Source organism: Nocardia sp. NPDC056100 (assembly GCF_042266325.1).
GTDB lineage: Bacteria > Actinomycetota > Actinomycetes > Mycobacteriales > Mycobacteriaceae > Nocardia.
Map to the genome: position 1 here is coordinate 373,517 of NZ_JBHJVY010000007.1, position 14,050 is coordinate 387,566.

18 protein-coding genes are annotated in these 14,050 nt (G+C 66.8%); 9 read left to right on the top strand and 9 right to left on the bottom strand.

Annotated elements, in window-relative coordinates; translation table 11 throughout:
• Window positions 1-38 precede the first annotated feature (38 nt).
• Genes ACFC0O_RS43300 through ACFC0O_RS43310 form a run of 3 tightly spaced genes read left to right on the top strand, consistent with a single transcriptional unit; the run spans window position 39 to window position 1,532 of the window.
• On the top strand, window positions 39-437 hold the full coding sequence (locus ACFC0O_RS43300) for a hypothetical protein (protein WP_364643847.1): 399 nt from the start codon (window positions 39-41) through the stop codon (window positions 435-437).
• A 19-nt stretch (window positions 438-456) separates the two neighbouring features.
• Entirely contained in the window at window positions 457-936 is a 480-nt protein-coding gene (locus tag ACFC0O_RS43305) for a DUF1772 domain-containing protein (protein ID WP_375968130.1), read from the top strand.
• The gene (locus tag ACFC0O_RS43310) at window positions 933-1,532 is read left to right on the top strand and encodes a TetR/AcrR family transcriptional regulator (RefSeq protein WP_375968131.1); all 600 of its coding nucleotides are present in this window, start codon (window positions 933-935) and stop codon (window positions 1,530-1,532) included. The genes ACFC0O_RS43305 and ACFC0O_RS43310 overlap by 4 nt, the downstream gene beginning before the upstream one ends.
• A gap of 90 nt (window positions 1,533-1,622) precedes the next feature.
• On the opposite strand, the gene ACFC0O_RS43315 is transcribed toward ACFC0O_RS43310, so the two are convergent.
• The 4 genes from ACFC0O_RS43315 to ACFC0O_RS43330 all read right to left on the bottom strand — a co-directional run bounded on the left by ACFC0O_RS43315 (window position 1,623) and on the right by ACFC0O_RS43330 (window position 5,935).
• Window positions 1,623-3,227 (bottom strand): cytochrome bc complex cytochrome b subunit, encoded by a 1,605-nt coding sequence (locus tag ACFC0O_RS43315; protein ID WP_364643856.1) that lies wholly within the window; start codon window positions 3,225-3,227, stop codon window positions 1,623-1,625.
• Window positions 3,224-4,378 (bottom strand): ubiquinol-cytochrome c reductase iron-sulfur subunit, encoded by a 1,155-nt coding sequence (locus tag ACFC0O_RS43320; RefSeq protein ID WP_375968132.1) that lies wholly within the window; start codon window positions 4,376-4,378, stop codon window positions 3,224-3,226. The genes ACFC0O_RS43315 and ACFC0O_RS43320 overlap by 4 nt, the downstream gene beginning before the upstream one ends.
• Window positions 4,375-5,238: a c-type cytochrome gene (locus tag ACFC0O_RS43325; protein WP_375968133.1), complete on the bottom strand. Its 864-nt coding sequence runs from the start codon at window positions 5,236-5,238 to the stop codon at window positions 4,375-4,377. The genes ACFC0O_RS43320 and ACFC0O_RS43325 overlap by 4 nt, the downstream gene beginning before the upstream one ends.
• Before the next feature lie 85 nt (window positions 5,239-5,323).
• Window positions 5,324-5,935: a heme-copper oxidase subunit III gene (locus tag ACFC0O_RS43330; RefSeq protein WP_364643862.1), complete on the bottom strand. Its 612-nt coding sequence runs from the start codon at window positions 5,933-5,935 to the stop codon at window positions 5,324-5,326.
• 177 nt (window positions 5,936-6,112) lie between these two features.
• Between ACFC0O_RS43330 and ACFC0O_RS43335 the strand changes: the two genes are divergently transcribed.
• From ACFC0O_RS43335 to ACFC0O_RS43345, 3 genes are all read left to right on the top strand, one after another.
• Window positions 6,113-6,523 carry a hypothetical protein gene (locus ACFC0O_RS43335; RefSeq protein WP_375968134.1) on the top strand — a complete coding sequence of 137 codons (411 nt, stop codon included), beginning with the start codon at window positions 6,113-6,115 and terminating at the stop codon, window positions 6,521-6,523.
• A gap of 77 nt (window positions 6,524-6,600) precedes the next feature.
• A complete protein-coding gene (gene trpD, locus ACFC0O_RS43340) occupies window positions 6,601-7,656 on the top strand; it encodes an anthranilate phosphoribosyltransferase (protein WP_375968135.1) in 1,056 nt (351 codons plus the stop codon).
• 139 nt (window positions 7,657-7,795) lie between these two features.
• Complete coding sequence (locus ACFC0O_RS43345; protein WP_375968136.1) at window positions 7,796-8,146, top strand: hypothetical protein; 351 nt, start codon at window positions 7,796-7,798, stop codon at window positions 8,144-8,146.
• Window positions 8,147-8,227: 81 nt separating this feature from the next.
• Here ACFC0O_RS43345 and ACFC0O_RS43350 read toward each other — a convergent pair whose 3' ends face one another.
• Together ACFC0O_RS43350 and ACFC0O_RS43355 are read right to left on the bottom strand one after the other, a co-directional pair.
• A complete protein-coding gene (locus ACFC0O_RS43350; RefSeq protein WP_364643874.1) occupies window positions 8,228-8,503 on the bottom strand; it encodes an Lrp/AsnC ligand binding domain-containing protein in 276 nt (91 codons plus the stop codon).
• Between the two features lie 44 nt (window positions 8,504-8,547).
• Window positions 8,548-9,003, bottom strand: coding sequence for a MarR family winged helix-turn-helix transcriptional regulator (locus ACFC0O_RS43355; protein WP_375968137.1), 456 nt, complete (start codon window positions 9,001-9,003; stop codon window positions 8,548-8,550).
• 90 nt (window positions 9,004-9,093) lie between these two features.
• Here ACFC0O_RS43355 and ACFC0O_RS43360 point away from each other — a divergent pair, with 90 nt between their 5' ends.
• Both ACFC0O_RS43360 and ACFC0O_RS43365 read left to right on the top strand, forming a co-directional pair.
• Window positions 9,094-9,945: an SDR family oxidoreductase gene (locus tag ACFC0O_RS43360; RefSeq protein ID WP_375968138.1), complete on the top strand. Its 852-nt coding sequence runs from the start codon at window positions 9,094-9,096 to the stop codon at window positions 9,943-9,945.
• Window positions 9,946-10,069: 124 nt separating this feature from the next.
• Window positions 10,070-10,864 carry a YdcF family protein gene (locus ACFC0O_RS43365; RefSeq protein WP_375968139.1) on the top strand — a complete coding sequence of 265 codons (795 nt, stop codon included), beginning with the start codon at window positions 10,070-10,072 and terminating at the stop codon, window positions 10,862-10,864.
• 18 nt (window positions 10,865-10,882) lie between these two features.
• Here the strand turns inward: ACFC0O_RS43365 and ACFC0O_RS43370 are convergent, their stop codons facing one another.
• Window positions 10,883-11,527 carry a TetR/AcrR family transcriptional regulator gene (locus ACFC0O_RS43370; protein WP_375968140.1) on the bottom strand — a complete coding sequence of 215 codons (645 nt, stop codon included), beginning with the start codon at window positions 11,525-11,527 and terminating at the stop codon, window positions 10,883-10,885.
• Window positions 11,528-11,590: 63 nt separating this feature from the next.
• Here ACFC0O_RS43370 and ACFC0O_RS43375 point away from each other — a divergent pair, with 63 nt between their 5' ends.
• Entirely contained in the window at window positions 11,591-12,055 is a 465-nt protein-coding gene (locus tag ACFC0O_RS43375; RefSeq protein WP_375968141.1) for a VOC family protein, read from the top strand.
• A gap of 40 nt (window positions 12,056-12,095) precedes the next feature.
• On the opposite strand, the gene ACFC0O_RS43380 is transcribed toward ACFC0O_RS43375, so the two are convergent.
• Both ACFC0O_RS43380 and ACFC0O_RS43385 read right to left on the bottom strand, forming a co-directional pair.
• Complete coding sequence (locus ACFC0O_RS43380) at window positions 12,096-12,554, bottom strand: MaoC family dehydratase (protein WP_375968142.1); 459 nt, start codon at window positions 12,552-12,554, stop codon at window positions 12,096-12,098.
• Window positions 12,551-14,035, bottom strand: a complete 1,485-nt coding sequence (locus ACFC0O_RS43385; RefSeq protein WP_375968143.1) for a long-chain fatty acid--CoA ligase — start codon at window positions 14,033-14,035, stop codon at window positions 12,551-12,553. Before ACFC0O_RS43385 ends, ACFC0O_RS43380 begins: the two co-directional genes overlap by 4 nt.
• Window positions 14,036-14,050: the final 15 nt, after the last annotated feature.

The following is a 14,050-nucleotide window of genomic DNA, read 5'->3' on the forward strand; positions in this document are numbered from 1 at the left end:
CGGCGTGCCACAGCGCACACGAGATTAAGGCTGGATGGATGGCCAACGGGAAAACAGTCTTGCGTCAGGTGGTTCGCAGCACCGCCTGGGCTCAAGGCGCCGCACGCGTGGCGATCGGCAGCGGCATGCTGCTCAACCCCGCGGAGACGGTCAAATCGTGGTCGGGCGAGTACGACGAGAAGATGTCCTCGTTGCCGTCCCGGGCGTTTGGGGCCCGGGACCTGGTGCTCGGCGCCGGCACCCTGTTCTCGCTGTACCGGGGTCATCCGGTGCGGCACTGGTTCGTACTGAGCGTGGGACTCGAGCTCATCGACGCCTCGGTCACGCTCAACAAGCGTCGCATCACCGGCAATTCCGGTGCCCCCGACACCTGGGAACTCCTCACTGCCGCAGGTCTTTTCGGTGGCCTCCTGGTCGCCGGCCTGCTCGACGACTGAAGATTTGGAGCGAAGAACAGTGCGAAACATCACCGAAGGACTGCTGACGGTTTCGGTGCTCGGCAGCGCCGTCGTCTACGGAACCGACGTATTCTGCGCGATCGTGCTGCGCCCCGCCCTCGCGGCGGTCGATGACAACGTACTGGTGCAGACCATCGGCAATGTGCACCGAATCGCGGACGCGCGCATGCCGATTCCCGGCGCGATCGGCTGGATCGCCGCCGGGCTGGCGGCGGTGACCTCGCTCATCGACGGCGATAGGAAGGTCACCCTGCTGGCCGCGCTGGCCTTCGCGTTCCTGGCGATCTGGATGGCCATCTACATCCGCGTCAGCGCTCCGATCAACAAGCAGCTCACCGCCGCGTCCCAGGGCGACGCCCCCGCGGGCCTGGACCCGCGCGCCCTCCAGCAGCGCTGGGACAGCGTCATCTACGCCCGCGCCGGACTCCAGACCGTCGCACTGCTGAGCCTGTGCCTGGCCATCCGGGAAGCCGCGTGAGCAGAGTTCGCATGACCGCCGCCCAGCGCAGTGAGCAGGTGCTCACCGCGGCCGTGGCGGCCTTCTGCGAATCCGGTTACGCCGGAACCACCACCGATGACATAGCCCGCCGGTCCGGGGTCTCCCAGCCCTATGTCATCCGCCTCTTCGGCAGTAAGGAACAGCTCTTCCTCGCCGCGGTGCACCGGGTCTGCGACCGCATCGAGGAGATCTTCCGGGCGATCACCGAAAACCGGGGCACCACAACGGATCCGGTGGAATTGCTCGCCGGGCTCAGCGCGGGCTACGCCGAGATCCTGGACGAGCGCGAACTCGTCGTCGTACTGCTGCACGGTATGGCGGCGAGTTCACATCCCGCCATCGGCGTCGCGGTGCGCGCCCGCTACGGCGAGATCTACGCCCTGGTCAAGCAATTGACCGGTGCCACACCGGATCTGGTCACCCGCTTCTTCGAAACCGGCATGCTGCTCACCGTCATGGCGGCAATGCAGGTCATCGGCCCCGGCGCGGTGCCCGCCGACTGGGCGCGGGAGATCACCGAAACGCTGAACGCCGAAGCGGCACGGCCACAACGCGATACCGAGGTCACGGTGTAGACCGGCTGACCTCCGCGGGGGTACACGGAAACGGGGAAGGCCCCGAGTCGAATTCGACTCGGGGCCTTCCCTTTACAGCTTGGCTCGGCCTCAGTGGCCGTGCGAACCGCTGTCCGCGGTGTCCTGGTGTGCTTCCAGGGCGGCCAGCATGTCGTGCTCTTCCTTGTGCGCGTTCTCGACGTTCTCCAGCTGCTGCTGGGCCGGGTCGGCGAACAGGAAGGAGCCGGTGCCGGGCTTACCGGCGGAGCCCAGCTTGGACATCTTCTTGGGCACCGGAGCGCCCTGGTACTCCAGCGGGATCGGGTGACCGTGCGAGTCGACCGGGCCCAGCGGCTGGTGGATCTCGATGTACTCACCGTGCGGCAGGCGCTTGATGACACCGGTCTCGATACCGTGCTCGAGCACCGCCCGGTCGCTGCGCTGCAGACCCAGGCAGAACCGGTACGCCGCGAAGTACGCGAGCGGCGGCACGGTCAGCAGGGCGATGCGGAAGAACCAGGTGGTGGCGTTCAGCGAGATGTCGAACTTCAGCGAGATGATGTCGTTGACACACGCCAGGGTCAGCACCAGGTAGAACGCGATGGCCATGGAGCCGATCGCGGTACGCACCGGCACATCGCGCGGACGCTGCAGCAGGTTGTGCCGCGCGGTGTCGCCGGTGAGGCGCTTCTCGATCCAGGGGTAGATCACCAGCACGGTGAACACCAGGCCCATGATCAGCGCGACCCAGAAGGCGGCCGGAACCGTATGACCCCAGAAGTAGAGCTCCCACGGCGGCATCAGACGCGCCATACCGTCGGTCCACATCATGTAGAAGTCCGGCTGCGAACCCGCGGAGACCTGAGACGGGTTGTAGGGACCAAGGTTCCAGATCGGGTTGATCTGCAGCACGCCACCCATGATCGCGACGACGCCGAGGGTGAAGGCGAAGAACGCGCCCTGGTCGGCGGCGAACACCGGCACGATGCGCGCGCCGACGACATTGGTTTCCTTGCGGCCCGGTCCGGGGAACTGGGTGTGCTTCTGGTACCAGACCAGCGCGACGTGCGCGGCGATCAGGGCCAGCAGGATGCCCGGAATGAGCAGCACGTGCGCGATGTACAGACGCGGGATGATGATCTCGCCCGGGAAGTCGCCCGCGAAAATCAGCCAGTGCAGCCAGGTGCCGATGACCGGAACACCGATGGTGATGCCCGAGAAGGCCGCGCGCAGACCGGTACCCGAGAGCAGGTCGTCCGGCAGCGAGTAACCGAAGAAGCCTTCGAACATCGCCAGGATGAGCAGCAGCGAGCCGATCACCCAGTTGGCCTCACGCGGCTTGCGGAACGCGCCGGTGAAGAAGATGCGGAACAGGTGGATGATGATCGACGCCGCGAAAAGCAGTGCCGCCCAGTGGTGCACCTGGCGCACGAACAGACCGCCGCGCACCTCGAACGAGATGTTCAGCGCGGTCTCGTAGGCCCGCGACATGGTGACACCGCGCAACGGCTGGTACGAGCCGTTGTAGACGGTCTCCGACATGGACGGGTCGAAGTACAGCGTCAGGTAGATACCCGACAGCAGCAGGATGATGAACGCGTACAGCGCGATCTCACCGAGCAGGAACGACCAGTGGGTCGGGAAGACCTTGTTGATCGACCGCTTCACGAATGCGGCAGCGTGGTACCGCTCGTCGAGTTCGTTGACCTGGCTCATGAACGACGCTCCCAGAAGGCCGGGCCGAGGGGCTCGAGGAAGTCGTGTACGGCGACCAGATAGCCCTCGGCATTGACGGTGATCGGCAGCTGCGGCAGCGCGCGAGCGGCGGGACCGAAGACCGGCTTACCCCACTCGGTCGCGGAGAACTGCGACTGATGGCAGGGGCACAGAATCCGGTTGGTCTGCTGCTCGAAAAGCGAGGTCGGGCAACCGAGATGGGTGCAGATCTTCGAGTACGCGAAGTAGTCGCCGTAGTTGAAGCTCTCCTGGCCCTTACGCTTGATGGCCTTTTCGGCATCCGCGGTGCGCAGGCGAATCAGCATGACCGCGTTGCGGATTCCACGCAGCGACTGCAGGGTCTCGTGCTCGTCGCCACGCCATTCTTCCTTCCAGGGGAAGACGGTTTCCATGGCGCCGGCGTCGAGGTCCTCCGGGCGCACCAGGACGATGTCCTCGGGGCGGCCGGTATCGCGACGCAGGAAGATGGTCTGGCCCGCGTAATCCGGGGTCCAGCCCGAGACCCACAGCGGCGACTTGTCGCGCTTGGCCCACGGGTTCTTGATCATGCCGCCCGCGAACACCAGCAGTGCGCCGATGCCGAGCACGCCGACGCCGGCACCCGCGGTGCGGGTGATCAGCTTGCGGCGGCCCAGGGTGGAGGTCTCCACCGCGTCCTGCAGCTGTGCACCCAGCGTGCGGCGGTTGACCTCGGAGGAGCGGCCGTCGTGGCGGTCCTGGATGGAGATCTCGGCCGGGATGAACTTCTTGCGGATGAGCACCACGGCGATACCGACGGCGAGCACCGCGATACCGAGCGTGAGGCCGTACAGCGGAGTGGTCAGCGTGTAGGCGGTATTGCCGTCCTCGCCGCGACCCTTGTACTCCCAGGGCCAGAACAGGTAGATGCCGACGAGCGCGGCGCCGAAGATGCCGGAGATGGCGAACCACAGCGCCACCTGGCGCTCGGCGCGCTTCTCCGCGCGGGTGCCGGGCACCGGCCAGCGCGGTGCGCGGTAGGCGACGTCGACACCGTCGAGCTTGGTGCCGAGTTCGACGAGCTCATCGCGCGACATGGCGTCGAGCTGCTCATCGGTGAAGTCCTTCTCGCTGGGGTTGTCCCCCATGCCTTTTCGCTCCTGTTCGCTCATGACCGGGATCCGATCCACATGGCCGATCCGACCAGAACCACGATGCCGACGATCCAGATCGCCAGACCCTCGGTCGCGGGACCGAAGCCGCCGAGGCCGTAGCCGCCCTCGGACTTGGTCTCCATGCGGTCCTTGATGTACGCGACGATGTCCTTCTTCTCCTCCGGCGACAGCTGCCGGTCGGAGAACTTGGGCATGTTCTGCGGGCCGGTGAGCATGGCCAGGTAGATCTGCTGTTCGCTCGCCTCTTCCAGGGGCGGGGCGAACTTACCGGAGGACAGCGCGCCGCCCTTACCGGTGAAGTTGTGGCAGGACGCGCAGTTCATCCGGAAGAGTTCGCCACCGCGGCCGAGATCGGCTCCGGCGATGATGGACTCCTGGGCGATCTCACCGTTCGGATCGCGCAGCACGGTCGGGCCGCCGCCGTTCGCCTGAATGTAGGCGCCCAGGGCGTCGGTCTGACCGGCGTCGAACTTCGGGGGCTTGCGCACGATCTGCGCCTCGTTGCGGGCGGCGGGCATACGACCGGAGGAAACCTGGAAGTACACCGCTGCCTCGCCGACGCCGATCAGGCTCGGGCCGCGATCCTGCACACCCTGCAGGTTGGCGCCGTGGCAGGTGACACACGAGGTGTCGTAGATCTGCTTGCCCTCGCGGATGAGCGCGGACTGGTCCTCGTGCGCCGTGGCGACCTGCGCCGTCGGGGTCAGGGCCGATGCCGCGAAGCCGGCTCCGACGAGGCCCATCAGGAGAACCAGACCGCCGGCGAGCTTGCGGCGCATGCGCCGCTGCTTGCGGGTCTTGGTGGCCTCGCCGATCCCCTCGCTGGGATCTGGCGCTGACGGGGGAGATGAACTCATCTGTGTCCCTTTGGAGTAGACGGAACCGACTTGTCAGAAGCTTCGTGCCTACGGCGGGCTGTGCCGTGGTACTGGATCCGCGTGGTTAGCGGATGAAGTAGATCGTGGCGAAGAGCCCGATCCAAACGATGTCGACGAAGTGCCAGTAGTAGGAGACAACGATCGCCGCGGTCGCCTGCGCGGGGGTGAACTTGCTGAGCGAGGTGCGGACCAGCAGGAACACGAACGCGATCAGACCGCCGATGACGTGCAGACCGTGGAAGCCGGTGGTGATGTAGAACACCGAGCCGTACACGGTGCTGGAGATCGTGGTGCCTTCTTTGACCAGGTTCGTGTACTCGTAGCCCTGACCGGCCACGAACATCGCACCCATGATCAGCGTGATGGTGTACCAGCGGCGCAGGCCGAACACGTCACCGCGCTCGGCGGCGAAGACGCCCATCTGGCAGGTGAAGGACGAGGCCACCAGGACTGCGGTCACCGGCACGGCGAGCTTGAGGTTCAGCTCGGTCGGCTCCATCGGCCACTTACCGTGGGCCTGCGCGCGAGCGACAAAGTACATGGCGAACAGGCCGGCGAAGAACATCAACTCGCTCGACAGCCAGATGATGGTACCGACGCTGACCATGTTGGGCCGGTTCAGCGAATGCACTCGCTGGGTAATGGCCGATCCTGGGGTCCCTACTGCGGTCGTCACGCCGGTAAGTATGACTTGTCGTAGTACGACAGACATAGCGGGGTACGAAAGTTCGTCGTACGTGTCGGAAACCGCAGGGCGAGCAAGCCTCTCGATGGGCGCTCGGCGTGTCACGGACCAACCTAGATTGCCCAGGTAAGAGAAACCTGAGCCCTATTTCGGAGGAGTTTTCGAACCATGGAGTGGGTGCGGCGACTGCTGCGACGCGGCGGGACAACGGAACTGGATCCCGGGCGCGCCGATCTCATCTCGGTGGCGTCGAGTTTCGATGACGCGGAGGCATGTTCGGCCGCCTTGGCGCGCGCGGAGAACTGGACTCCCGACCAGCCGGTGCTGCTGCGGCATCACCTGCGGATTCCCGAAGAGCGGCGGGCGGAAATCTTCGCCATCGCCGCACAGGGCGGTTACGCGCCCGGTGATACCGCGGACGGGTCGAATGTGATCTTGCAGCGCGTGCAGGTGCTCGATGCCCTGCACTGTTCGCAGGAGCGCTCGCGGATGGCGAGTCTGGCTCATCGCCACGACGGCGAGGCGCTGGGCTGGGATGCGCTGCAACCGTCGCCGGTGCCGCCGAAGGAAAAGAAATAGCCCCCGCCCACTAGGCTTGCTCCGACAACACCGATGGCCCCGACATCACTCCGGACTTCCGGGGGAACGGAAGAGCAATGAGCGCGCGCAGCTGGCGAGAAATCCTCGGCATCCTCACCGATGGCAATGATCTGTCCACCGATGAGGCCGCGTGGGCCATGAACGAGATCTTCACCGACAGCGCCACCTCCGCGCAGATCGCCGCCTTCGGCGTGGCCCTGAAGATGAAGGGCCCCACCCCCGAGGAGCTCGGCGGCCTGGCCCAGGGCATGCTCTCGCACGCGCGCCGGGTGCCGTACAAGGGTGCGGCGGTCGATATCGTCGGCACCGGCGGTGACCGCTCCGGCACGGTGAATATTTCCACCATGTCCTCGATCGTGGTGGCCGCCACCGGAATTCCCGTGGTGAAGCATGGCAACCGCGCGGCATCGTCCAAGAGCGGCGGCGCGGATGTGCTCGAGGCGCTCGGGGTGAAGATCGCGCTCGGCCCGGAATCGGTGGCGACCTCGGTCAACGAGGTGGGCATCGGTTTCTGTTTCGCCCCCGTCTTCCATCCGTCCCTGCGTTTCGCGGGTCCGGCGCGCAGTGAGATCGGCATCCCGACGGTCTTCAATATCCTCGGCCCGCTGACCAATCCGGCCCAGCCGACCGCGGGCCTGATCGGCTGCGCCTTCGCCGATCTGCTCCCGGTCATCGCGGGCGTGTTCGCCGATCGCGGCGCGTCGGCATTGGTCGTGCGCGGCAATGACGGCCTGGACGAGATCACCACCGCCGACACCACCGACGCCTGGGTCGTGGCGGGCGGTCGCAGCTTCGAAACCACCATCGACCCAACCGAACTCGGCATTCCCCGGGTGGCCCCGGAGGCGCTGCGCGGCGGCGACGCGGCCATGAACGCGGTGATCGCCCGCAATATGCTCGCCGGTGAGCCCGGCCCCGTACGCGATGCGGTGCTGCTGAATTCGGCGGCCGCGGTGGTCGCCTTCGAACTGACCCCGGACACATCGGCGGACGATCTGCACCCGCGATTGGCCGCGGCCCTCGAGCGCGTCGCCGCCGCCATCGACACCGGCGCGGCCGCGGATCTGCTGGACCGCTGGGTCACCGTCACCAATCAGCTCGGTTCGGACTGAACGCCCCTTATCACTGCCGGGGAGGCGTGTTTGCCGGTGGGATGCTTGTGACGGCGCTACAGTTTTGGCGTTGAGCAGGCGGTTTCCCGCTGATGGGTGCGGCTGACCGCGATACTGGCCTAGTCGAGGATGTGCGGCAATGGTGCGGTTCGGGCGCGACGGAATACCTTGGCGGCGGGGCTTTTTCACGATCGGGGCGGTGCTCGCGGCGGGGGCCGCGCTGGGGGTGGTGCCCGAGAGCGGGGCGCATCCGGTCGCGCCGATTCTGACGCAGACCGCAAGCGGCACGCTGAGCGTGGACGGGCACGACTACGGCGATCCGGCCGGATGCCTCACCGTCCGCAAGGTGCCGCGCCGCCTGGCGGTGGTGAACCACACCGCCCAGGAGGTCCGGGTGTACCTGCTACCCGGATGCAAGGGCGGGGTCACCAACGTGGTCGAGCCCGGCCGGTCCGCCACCCCGCTCGGGGCATCCATCCAGACCGGCTGAGGTACCGAGGTCCGCAGCGCTGACGCATCGCTCCGCTCGGACGTATCCGGTCCGTACGGAGCGATTCGCGGGTTGAATCCGCTACTCGCCGATGGAGAAGCCCGCTTCGACATCGGCGCGGTTGTAGGACTTGAAGGCGATATGGGTCGCGGTGCGCACCACACCGGCGGTCTTGTTGATCCGCCCGGTCACCACCTCGGCGATGCGCTCGTATTCGCGCACGCGCACGACGGCGATCAGATCCACGTCGCCCGCGCAGGAGTACACCTCGGCCACACCGTCGATATCCGCCAATTCCTGCGCGGTCTCAGGAATGCGGTCGGACTCGGCGTGGATCAGCACGATCGCGGTAATCATGGGGCCAACTCTAGGTGATCACCGGGACGGTGTTGCCGGTTGCGTCAGTCGGGCAGCGCACCCGGCCCCTCAATGGGACCGCCGAGGAGTTCGGTGGCGGCCCGGTGAATCTTGGCCAGAGCGCTCATGAGGTCGGCGCGCTCGGTGGCGGTGAGCGCCGCGGTCACACTGTCCTCCAGCGCCTTCCGCTCCGCTTCGACGGGCCGCCGCAGGTCGCGCCCCCGATCGGTGAGCCACAGCCGCACCAGCCGGTTGTCCCGGTCATCGCGTTTGCGCACCAGCAGACCGGCGGCGGCCATTCGGGTCGCCATCTTCACCACGGTCGGCGTGGTGACATGCAGCGCCGTCGCCATCTCCCCCGGCGTGCGCCCGTCGTGTTCCCACAGCACCGCGAGCACGTGGTTCTGCCCCAGGTGCAATCCGTGTCGCCGCATATCGCGATCGGCCAAGGCGCGCAATGCCTTCGACGTGTTGCCGTGCAGGTCCAGGAATTCGGGCATCCATCCTCCGGGTGTGGAAATCAACCGTTGCCCTCCGATCGTTAGCCGTCTAGCGTTATTCACTAGACGGCTAACGACTTAGGGATTCTCATGATACTTCTGACCGGAGCCACCGGAAACATCGGCCGCGAACTCACCCGCCAACTGGCCACCGCCGCAACGCCTTACCGGGCATTGGTGCGCGATCCGGCCCGCGCGCACCTGCCCGGCGGCGAGGCGTGCCGCGGCGATCTCGACGATCCGGACACGCTCACGCCCGCCTTCGACGGGATCACCGCGCTGTTCCTGCTGGTCCCCGGGACCGGGATGGACCATGCCCGCAATGTGGTGGCCGCCGCCGGCGCCGCGGGGGTCGAGCAGATCGTGCTCATCTCCTCGTTCTGGGCCGTAGGCGATCCGATTCCGGCCATGGGTCGCTGGCATCACGAACGTGAGCGGCTGGTGCGGGACAGCGGGATCGCGTCGACGATCCTGCGACCGGGCGGGCTGATGAGCAATGCGCTGGAATGGGTTCCCGCGATTCGCGCGGGTGAGCCGATCCTGGACCCCACGGGTCCGGGGCGCTTCGCACCGGTCGATCCGGTCGATATCGCGGCCGTCGCGCTACTCGCACTGACCGAGGACGGTCATAAGGGCGCGGCCTACGATCTGACCGGCGACGAATCCCTCACCTGCGCCGAGCAGGTCGGCATTCTGGCCCGAGTCCTGGAGCGCCGCTTGGAGATTCGGTCCACCGCCACCGTCGAAGAAGCCGTGCGCGCCCGCTTCCCGCGGGGTGCGCCGCCCGCGCTGGCGGCGGCGATCGCGGAGTCGTTCGAGCAGATGCGTTCGGACACGGCCGGTCTGCGCACGACTACGATCGTGGAGTTGCTCGGCCGGCCGCCGCGCGATTTCGCGACCTGGTGCCGGGCGCATCGTGAAATGTTCGGTCCCACTGACTGAGACGGTACCCGGAATTCGGGGCTTGATTTTCCGAAAACCCATCCCGGCCAGCCGATTCGGGTGATCATGGATCGAAATGTGAACCGACTAGTAGTCACTAGTGTGGCTACCCTGGGGGTTTTCGATGTTCGATCTGCTACCGGCCGTTCCGGTTCTCCGTCATATCTCCCGAAATACCGCGCGGCTCGCCGTGCGCACCCTGCTCGCGGGGGCCACCGTCGTGGTGGTCGCGGCGGGGGCCGCACCCGCGCAGGCCGATACCGATGCGGTCGCCGTTCCGGCGCAGTCCGAGGCGGTGACCGCCGCACGTCCCGATACGGTGACCGCACCGGGCGCGACCGTCGCCCCGGGGCACACTCAGCCCATCACCATGCCCGCCGTGCCGATCGCCGGGATCACCGAAGACGTTGTGAGCGCGCTCAATTCGGTCACCACGCTGGTGCCGGGCCTGGATCTGCCCGGGCTGGAACTGCCCGCCATGTTCAGCCCGAGCACCGCCATCGTGGTGCTCGGCTACGGCCTGATGCCGGACGGCGAGATGCGCCCGGAGCTGATCAACCGGTTGTACGCGGGCTATGTCTCGGCACTGCTGTCCCCGATGGCCCCGGTGATCCTCACCGGCGGCAATCCGCAGGCGGGTGTCACCGAGGCGCAGGCCATGGCGGATTGGATGACCCAGCGCGGCATCTCCCCCGAACGCATTCACACCGAGACCAAGGCGAATTCGACGGTGCAGAACGCCGCGTTCTCGGCCCGGCTGATGGAGGTGATCGGCGCGCACGCCGCCATCCTGATCACCTCGGCGGACCATATCGCCCGCGCGCTCAGCAATTTCCGTTCGGCCGGGATCTCGGTGGTGGCGACCATGACCCCGGATGAATCACCCTTGTCCGCACAGCCTTTCGGCCCGGACAAGTAGTCCCGGCGGACGAGGCGGTCACTCGCGCAGCAGTTGTGCGGTGACCGCCTCGGTGAGCCATTCCCGGTATCGCGCCGCACTCCAGCCTCGTTGCCGCCGCAGCAGCCGGAACACATGCGGTGAGGCGAGCGCGAAGAAGATATCCGCTGCGGCTTCGGCATCGAGTTCGGGCCGGAGCGCATCGGCGCGAAAGAGGTTGCGGGTCAACCCGAGCCAGGTCTGGTATGTGTCCGCCTCGGCGGCCTCGGAGCCCGCGCGCATGGCCGCGTCGGCCGCGCCCGCCTCGATGCCGACCATGATGAGATCACCCGCGCGCTCGAAAAGTCCTGCCGTGTACTCGATGAGGCGTGCGATAGCAGCGGATGCATCGGTATCGGTCTGCGCGGCAACCACTTCGGGCCGATCGAGCACCGCGACGGGTTCCTCGTCGCCCACGGTCGCCACCCCGATCGTGTGCCGGAACAACTCGAACTTGTTCGGGAACGCGTCGTAGAGGGTGCGCTCCCCCACCCCGGCTCGCCGCGCGATCTCCCGCATGGTGGTGGCGGCATAGCCGGATTCGACGAACAGTCCGGTGGCCGCCGCCCGGATGGCGGCGCGCGTGGCCGTGGCGGTCTCGGCGCGTTTGGCCGCTCGGTAGGTCCTCTTGACCGGTTGGCTCATGAGGAGCATCCTATCAATATCTACCGCAGTGCCACTGCGGCGAAATTCGAGAAGGTGACTTCGATGCCCGAACTGGCAGGCATTCATCACATCAAGATCCCGGTGACCGATCTGGTGCGCTCGGTGCGCTGGTATCGGGACGTGCTCGGCTTCCGCCCGACCGTGCAGTTCACCGATGACGACGGGGTGGTGCGCGGAACCGCCGGCGAACTCCCCGGTATCGGCGCGTCGATGCTGGGTCTGCGCGAGAACGCCCTCGCCGCACAGGGCTGCAAGGATTTCGACCCGGTGAGCCTGGGCGCACGCGGTCCCGCCGATCTCGAGCGCTGGGCCACGCATCTGGACACGCACGGCGTCGAGCACTCCCCCGTCATCGAGGCCAGTATCGGCTGGCTACTGGTCTTCAACGATCCCGACGGCCTGCAACTGCATATCTACACCTGGGCCGAGCACGCCGCCGATACCGCCGACCGCCCCGGCTACGGCACCCCGATCGACGATCCGGACACCTGGCTGCCCGCACGGTGAATCGGTGTGGGAGCGAGGGGTTCCCACACCGATTCACACCTCAGGACAGGTAGCGGGCGATACTCTCCGCGACGCAGGCCGGTTTGGACTCACCCTCGATTTCGACGGTGACCGTGCGCTCGGCCTGCACGCCGCCGGGGATATCGGTGACGGTGTTCAGGGTGAAGCGGCCGCGAATGCGACTGCCCACCGGCACCGGGGTGATGAAGCGAACCTTGTTGAGCCCGTAGTTGATCGCCATGCGCGCGGTACTGAAGGTCATCACCTGCGCGGTCATCGGCACGACCAGGGATAGCGTCAGGAATCCGTGCGCGATGGTGCGGCCGTACGGTCCGGCCGCCGCCCGTTCCGGATCGACGTGAATCCACTGGTGGTCGCCGGTGGCCTCGGCGAAGCGGTCGATGCGCTGCTGATCGATGAGAAACCAGTCGCTGACACCGATTTCGGTGCCGGCGGCGGCGCGCAGTTGATCGAAGTCGGCGAAATCGGTGACGCTCATGCGAAGCGCTCCTTCAGTTCTCGCTTGAGGACCTTATGGGTGGGGCCGAGCGGTAGCGCGTCCAGGAATTCGACCCGGCGCGGATACTTGTAGCGCGCGACATGCTCACGGGCATAGTCGATCACCTCATCGGCGGTGACCGGTTCGGCGGGCACGACCACGGCCAGGATCTCCTCACCGTAGTTCTCATCGGGAACGCCGATAATGGCGACCTGGGCGATCTTGGGATGTCGCAGCAGGGCGGCCTCGACCTCGGTCGGGTACACGTTGAACCCGCCGCGAATGATCATCTCCTTGATGCGGTCGACAATGCGCAGATAGCCCTTGTCATCCTTGGTTCCGAGGTCGCCGGTGCGGAACCAGTTGTCCACCACGGCTTCCGCGGTCGCCTCGGGTCGCCCGGTGTAGCCGCTGAACACATTGTGACCGCGCACCACGACCTCGCCGATGGTCCCGGCGGGCAGCAATTCGATGCGGTCGCGCACGTCCGGATCGGCGATCTCCACCTCGACGCCCCAGACCGGATGGCCGACGGTGCCCGCCTCCGGACCGAGTTCGGGCTGATTGACCGAGGCGGTCGGTGAGGTCTCGGACAGTCCGTAACCCTCCAGGATGTACGAGCCGAAGACACGCTCGAATTCCTCGAGCACCGAGGGCGGCAGCGCCGCGCCGCCGCTGATGCACAGCCGCAGGTGCGGCAGGGTCTCGAATTCCTTCGCGGCTTCCAGCATGCCGATGTACATGGTCGGCACGCCGTGGAAGGTGTTCACGTTCTCGGCGTTCATGAGCCGGATCGCTTCCGCCGCATCGAATCTCGGCAGCAGCACGAGGGTGGCTCCGACCCGCCAGTGCGAGTTCATCGACACCGTCTGACCGAAGACGTGGAACAGCGGCAGCGCGCCGAGCGCGATGTCATCGCGGTGCACGTCGTTGGCGTCGAAGGCGTTCACCGTCGCGCACATGACCATATTGAGGTGGCTGAGTTCCGCGCCCTTGGGCCGCCCGGTGGTGCCGCTGGTGTAGAACACCACAGCGGTGTCGAGCGGGCCGCGCGAGACGAAAGTCTGAATCGGCTCGCCGACAAGCTTTTTCGGATCGACACACCGAATTCCCGCACGCTCGGCCGCGACCTGTCCGACCGGTGCGACCATCTCGTGGCAGATGAGCAGCGAAGCCCCGCTGTCGGTCAGTACGTATTGAGCTTCATCGGCGGTGAGCAGCAGGTGTACCGGCACCACGGTCGCGCCCGCCGCCAGAATGGCGTAGTAGGCGCGCGGGAAATCGGTGGTGTTCGGCCCCATGAGCGCGACCCGATCCCCGGGCCGTACCCCGAGCTCGATGAGCGCGGCGGCCTGCTCCCGCGCCTGCCGCCACAGCTCGGCGAACGTAATCCGTTGTGCCCCTTCGATGAGGGCGATGTGATCGGGCCGTCGCCGCGCGGGTTCGGCGAGGATGCTGGCCAGGGAGAGCGTCGCGTTCATGGAGACCTCGGAGAG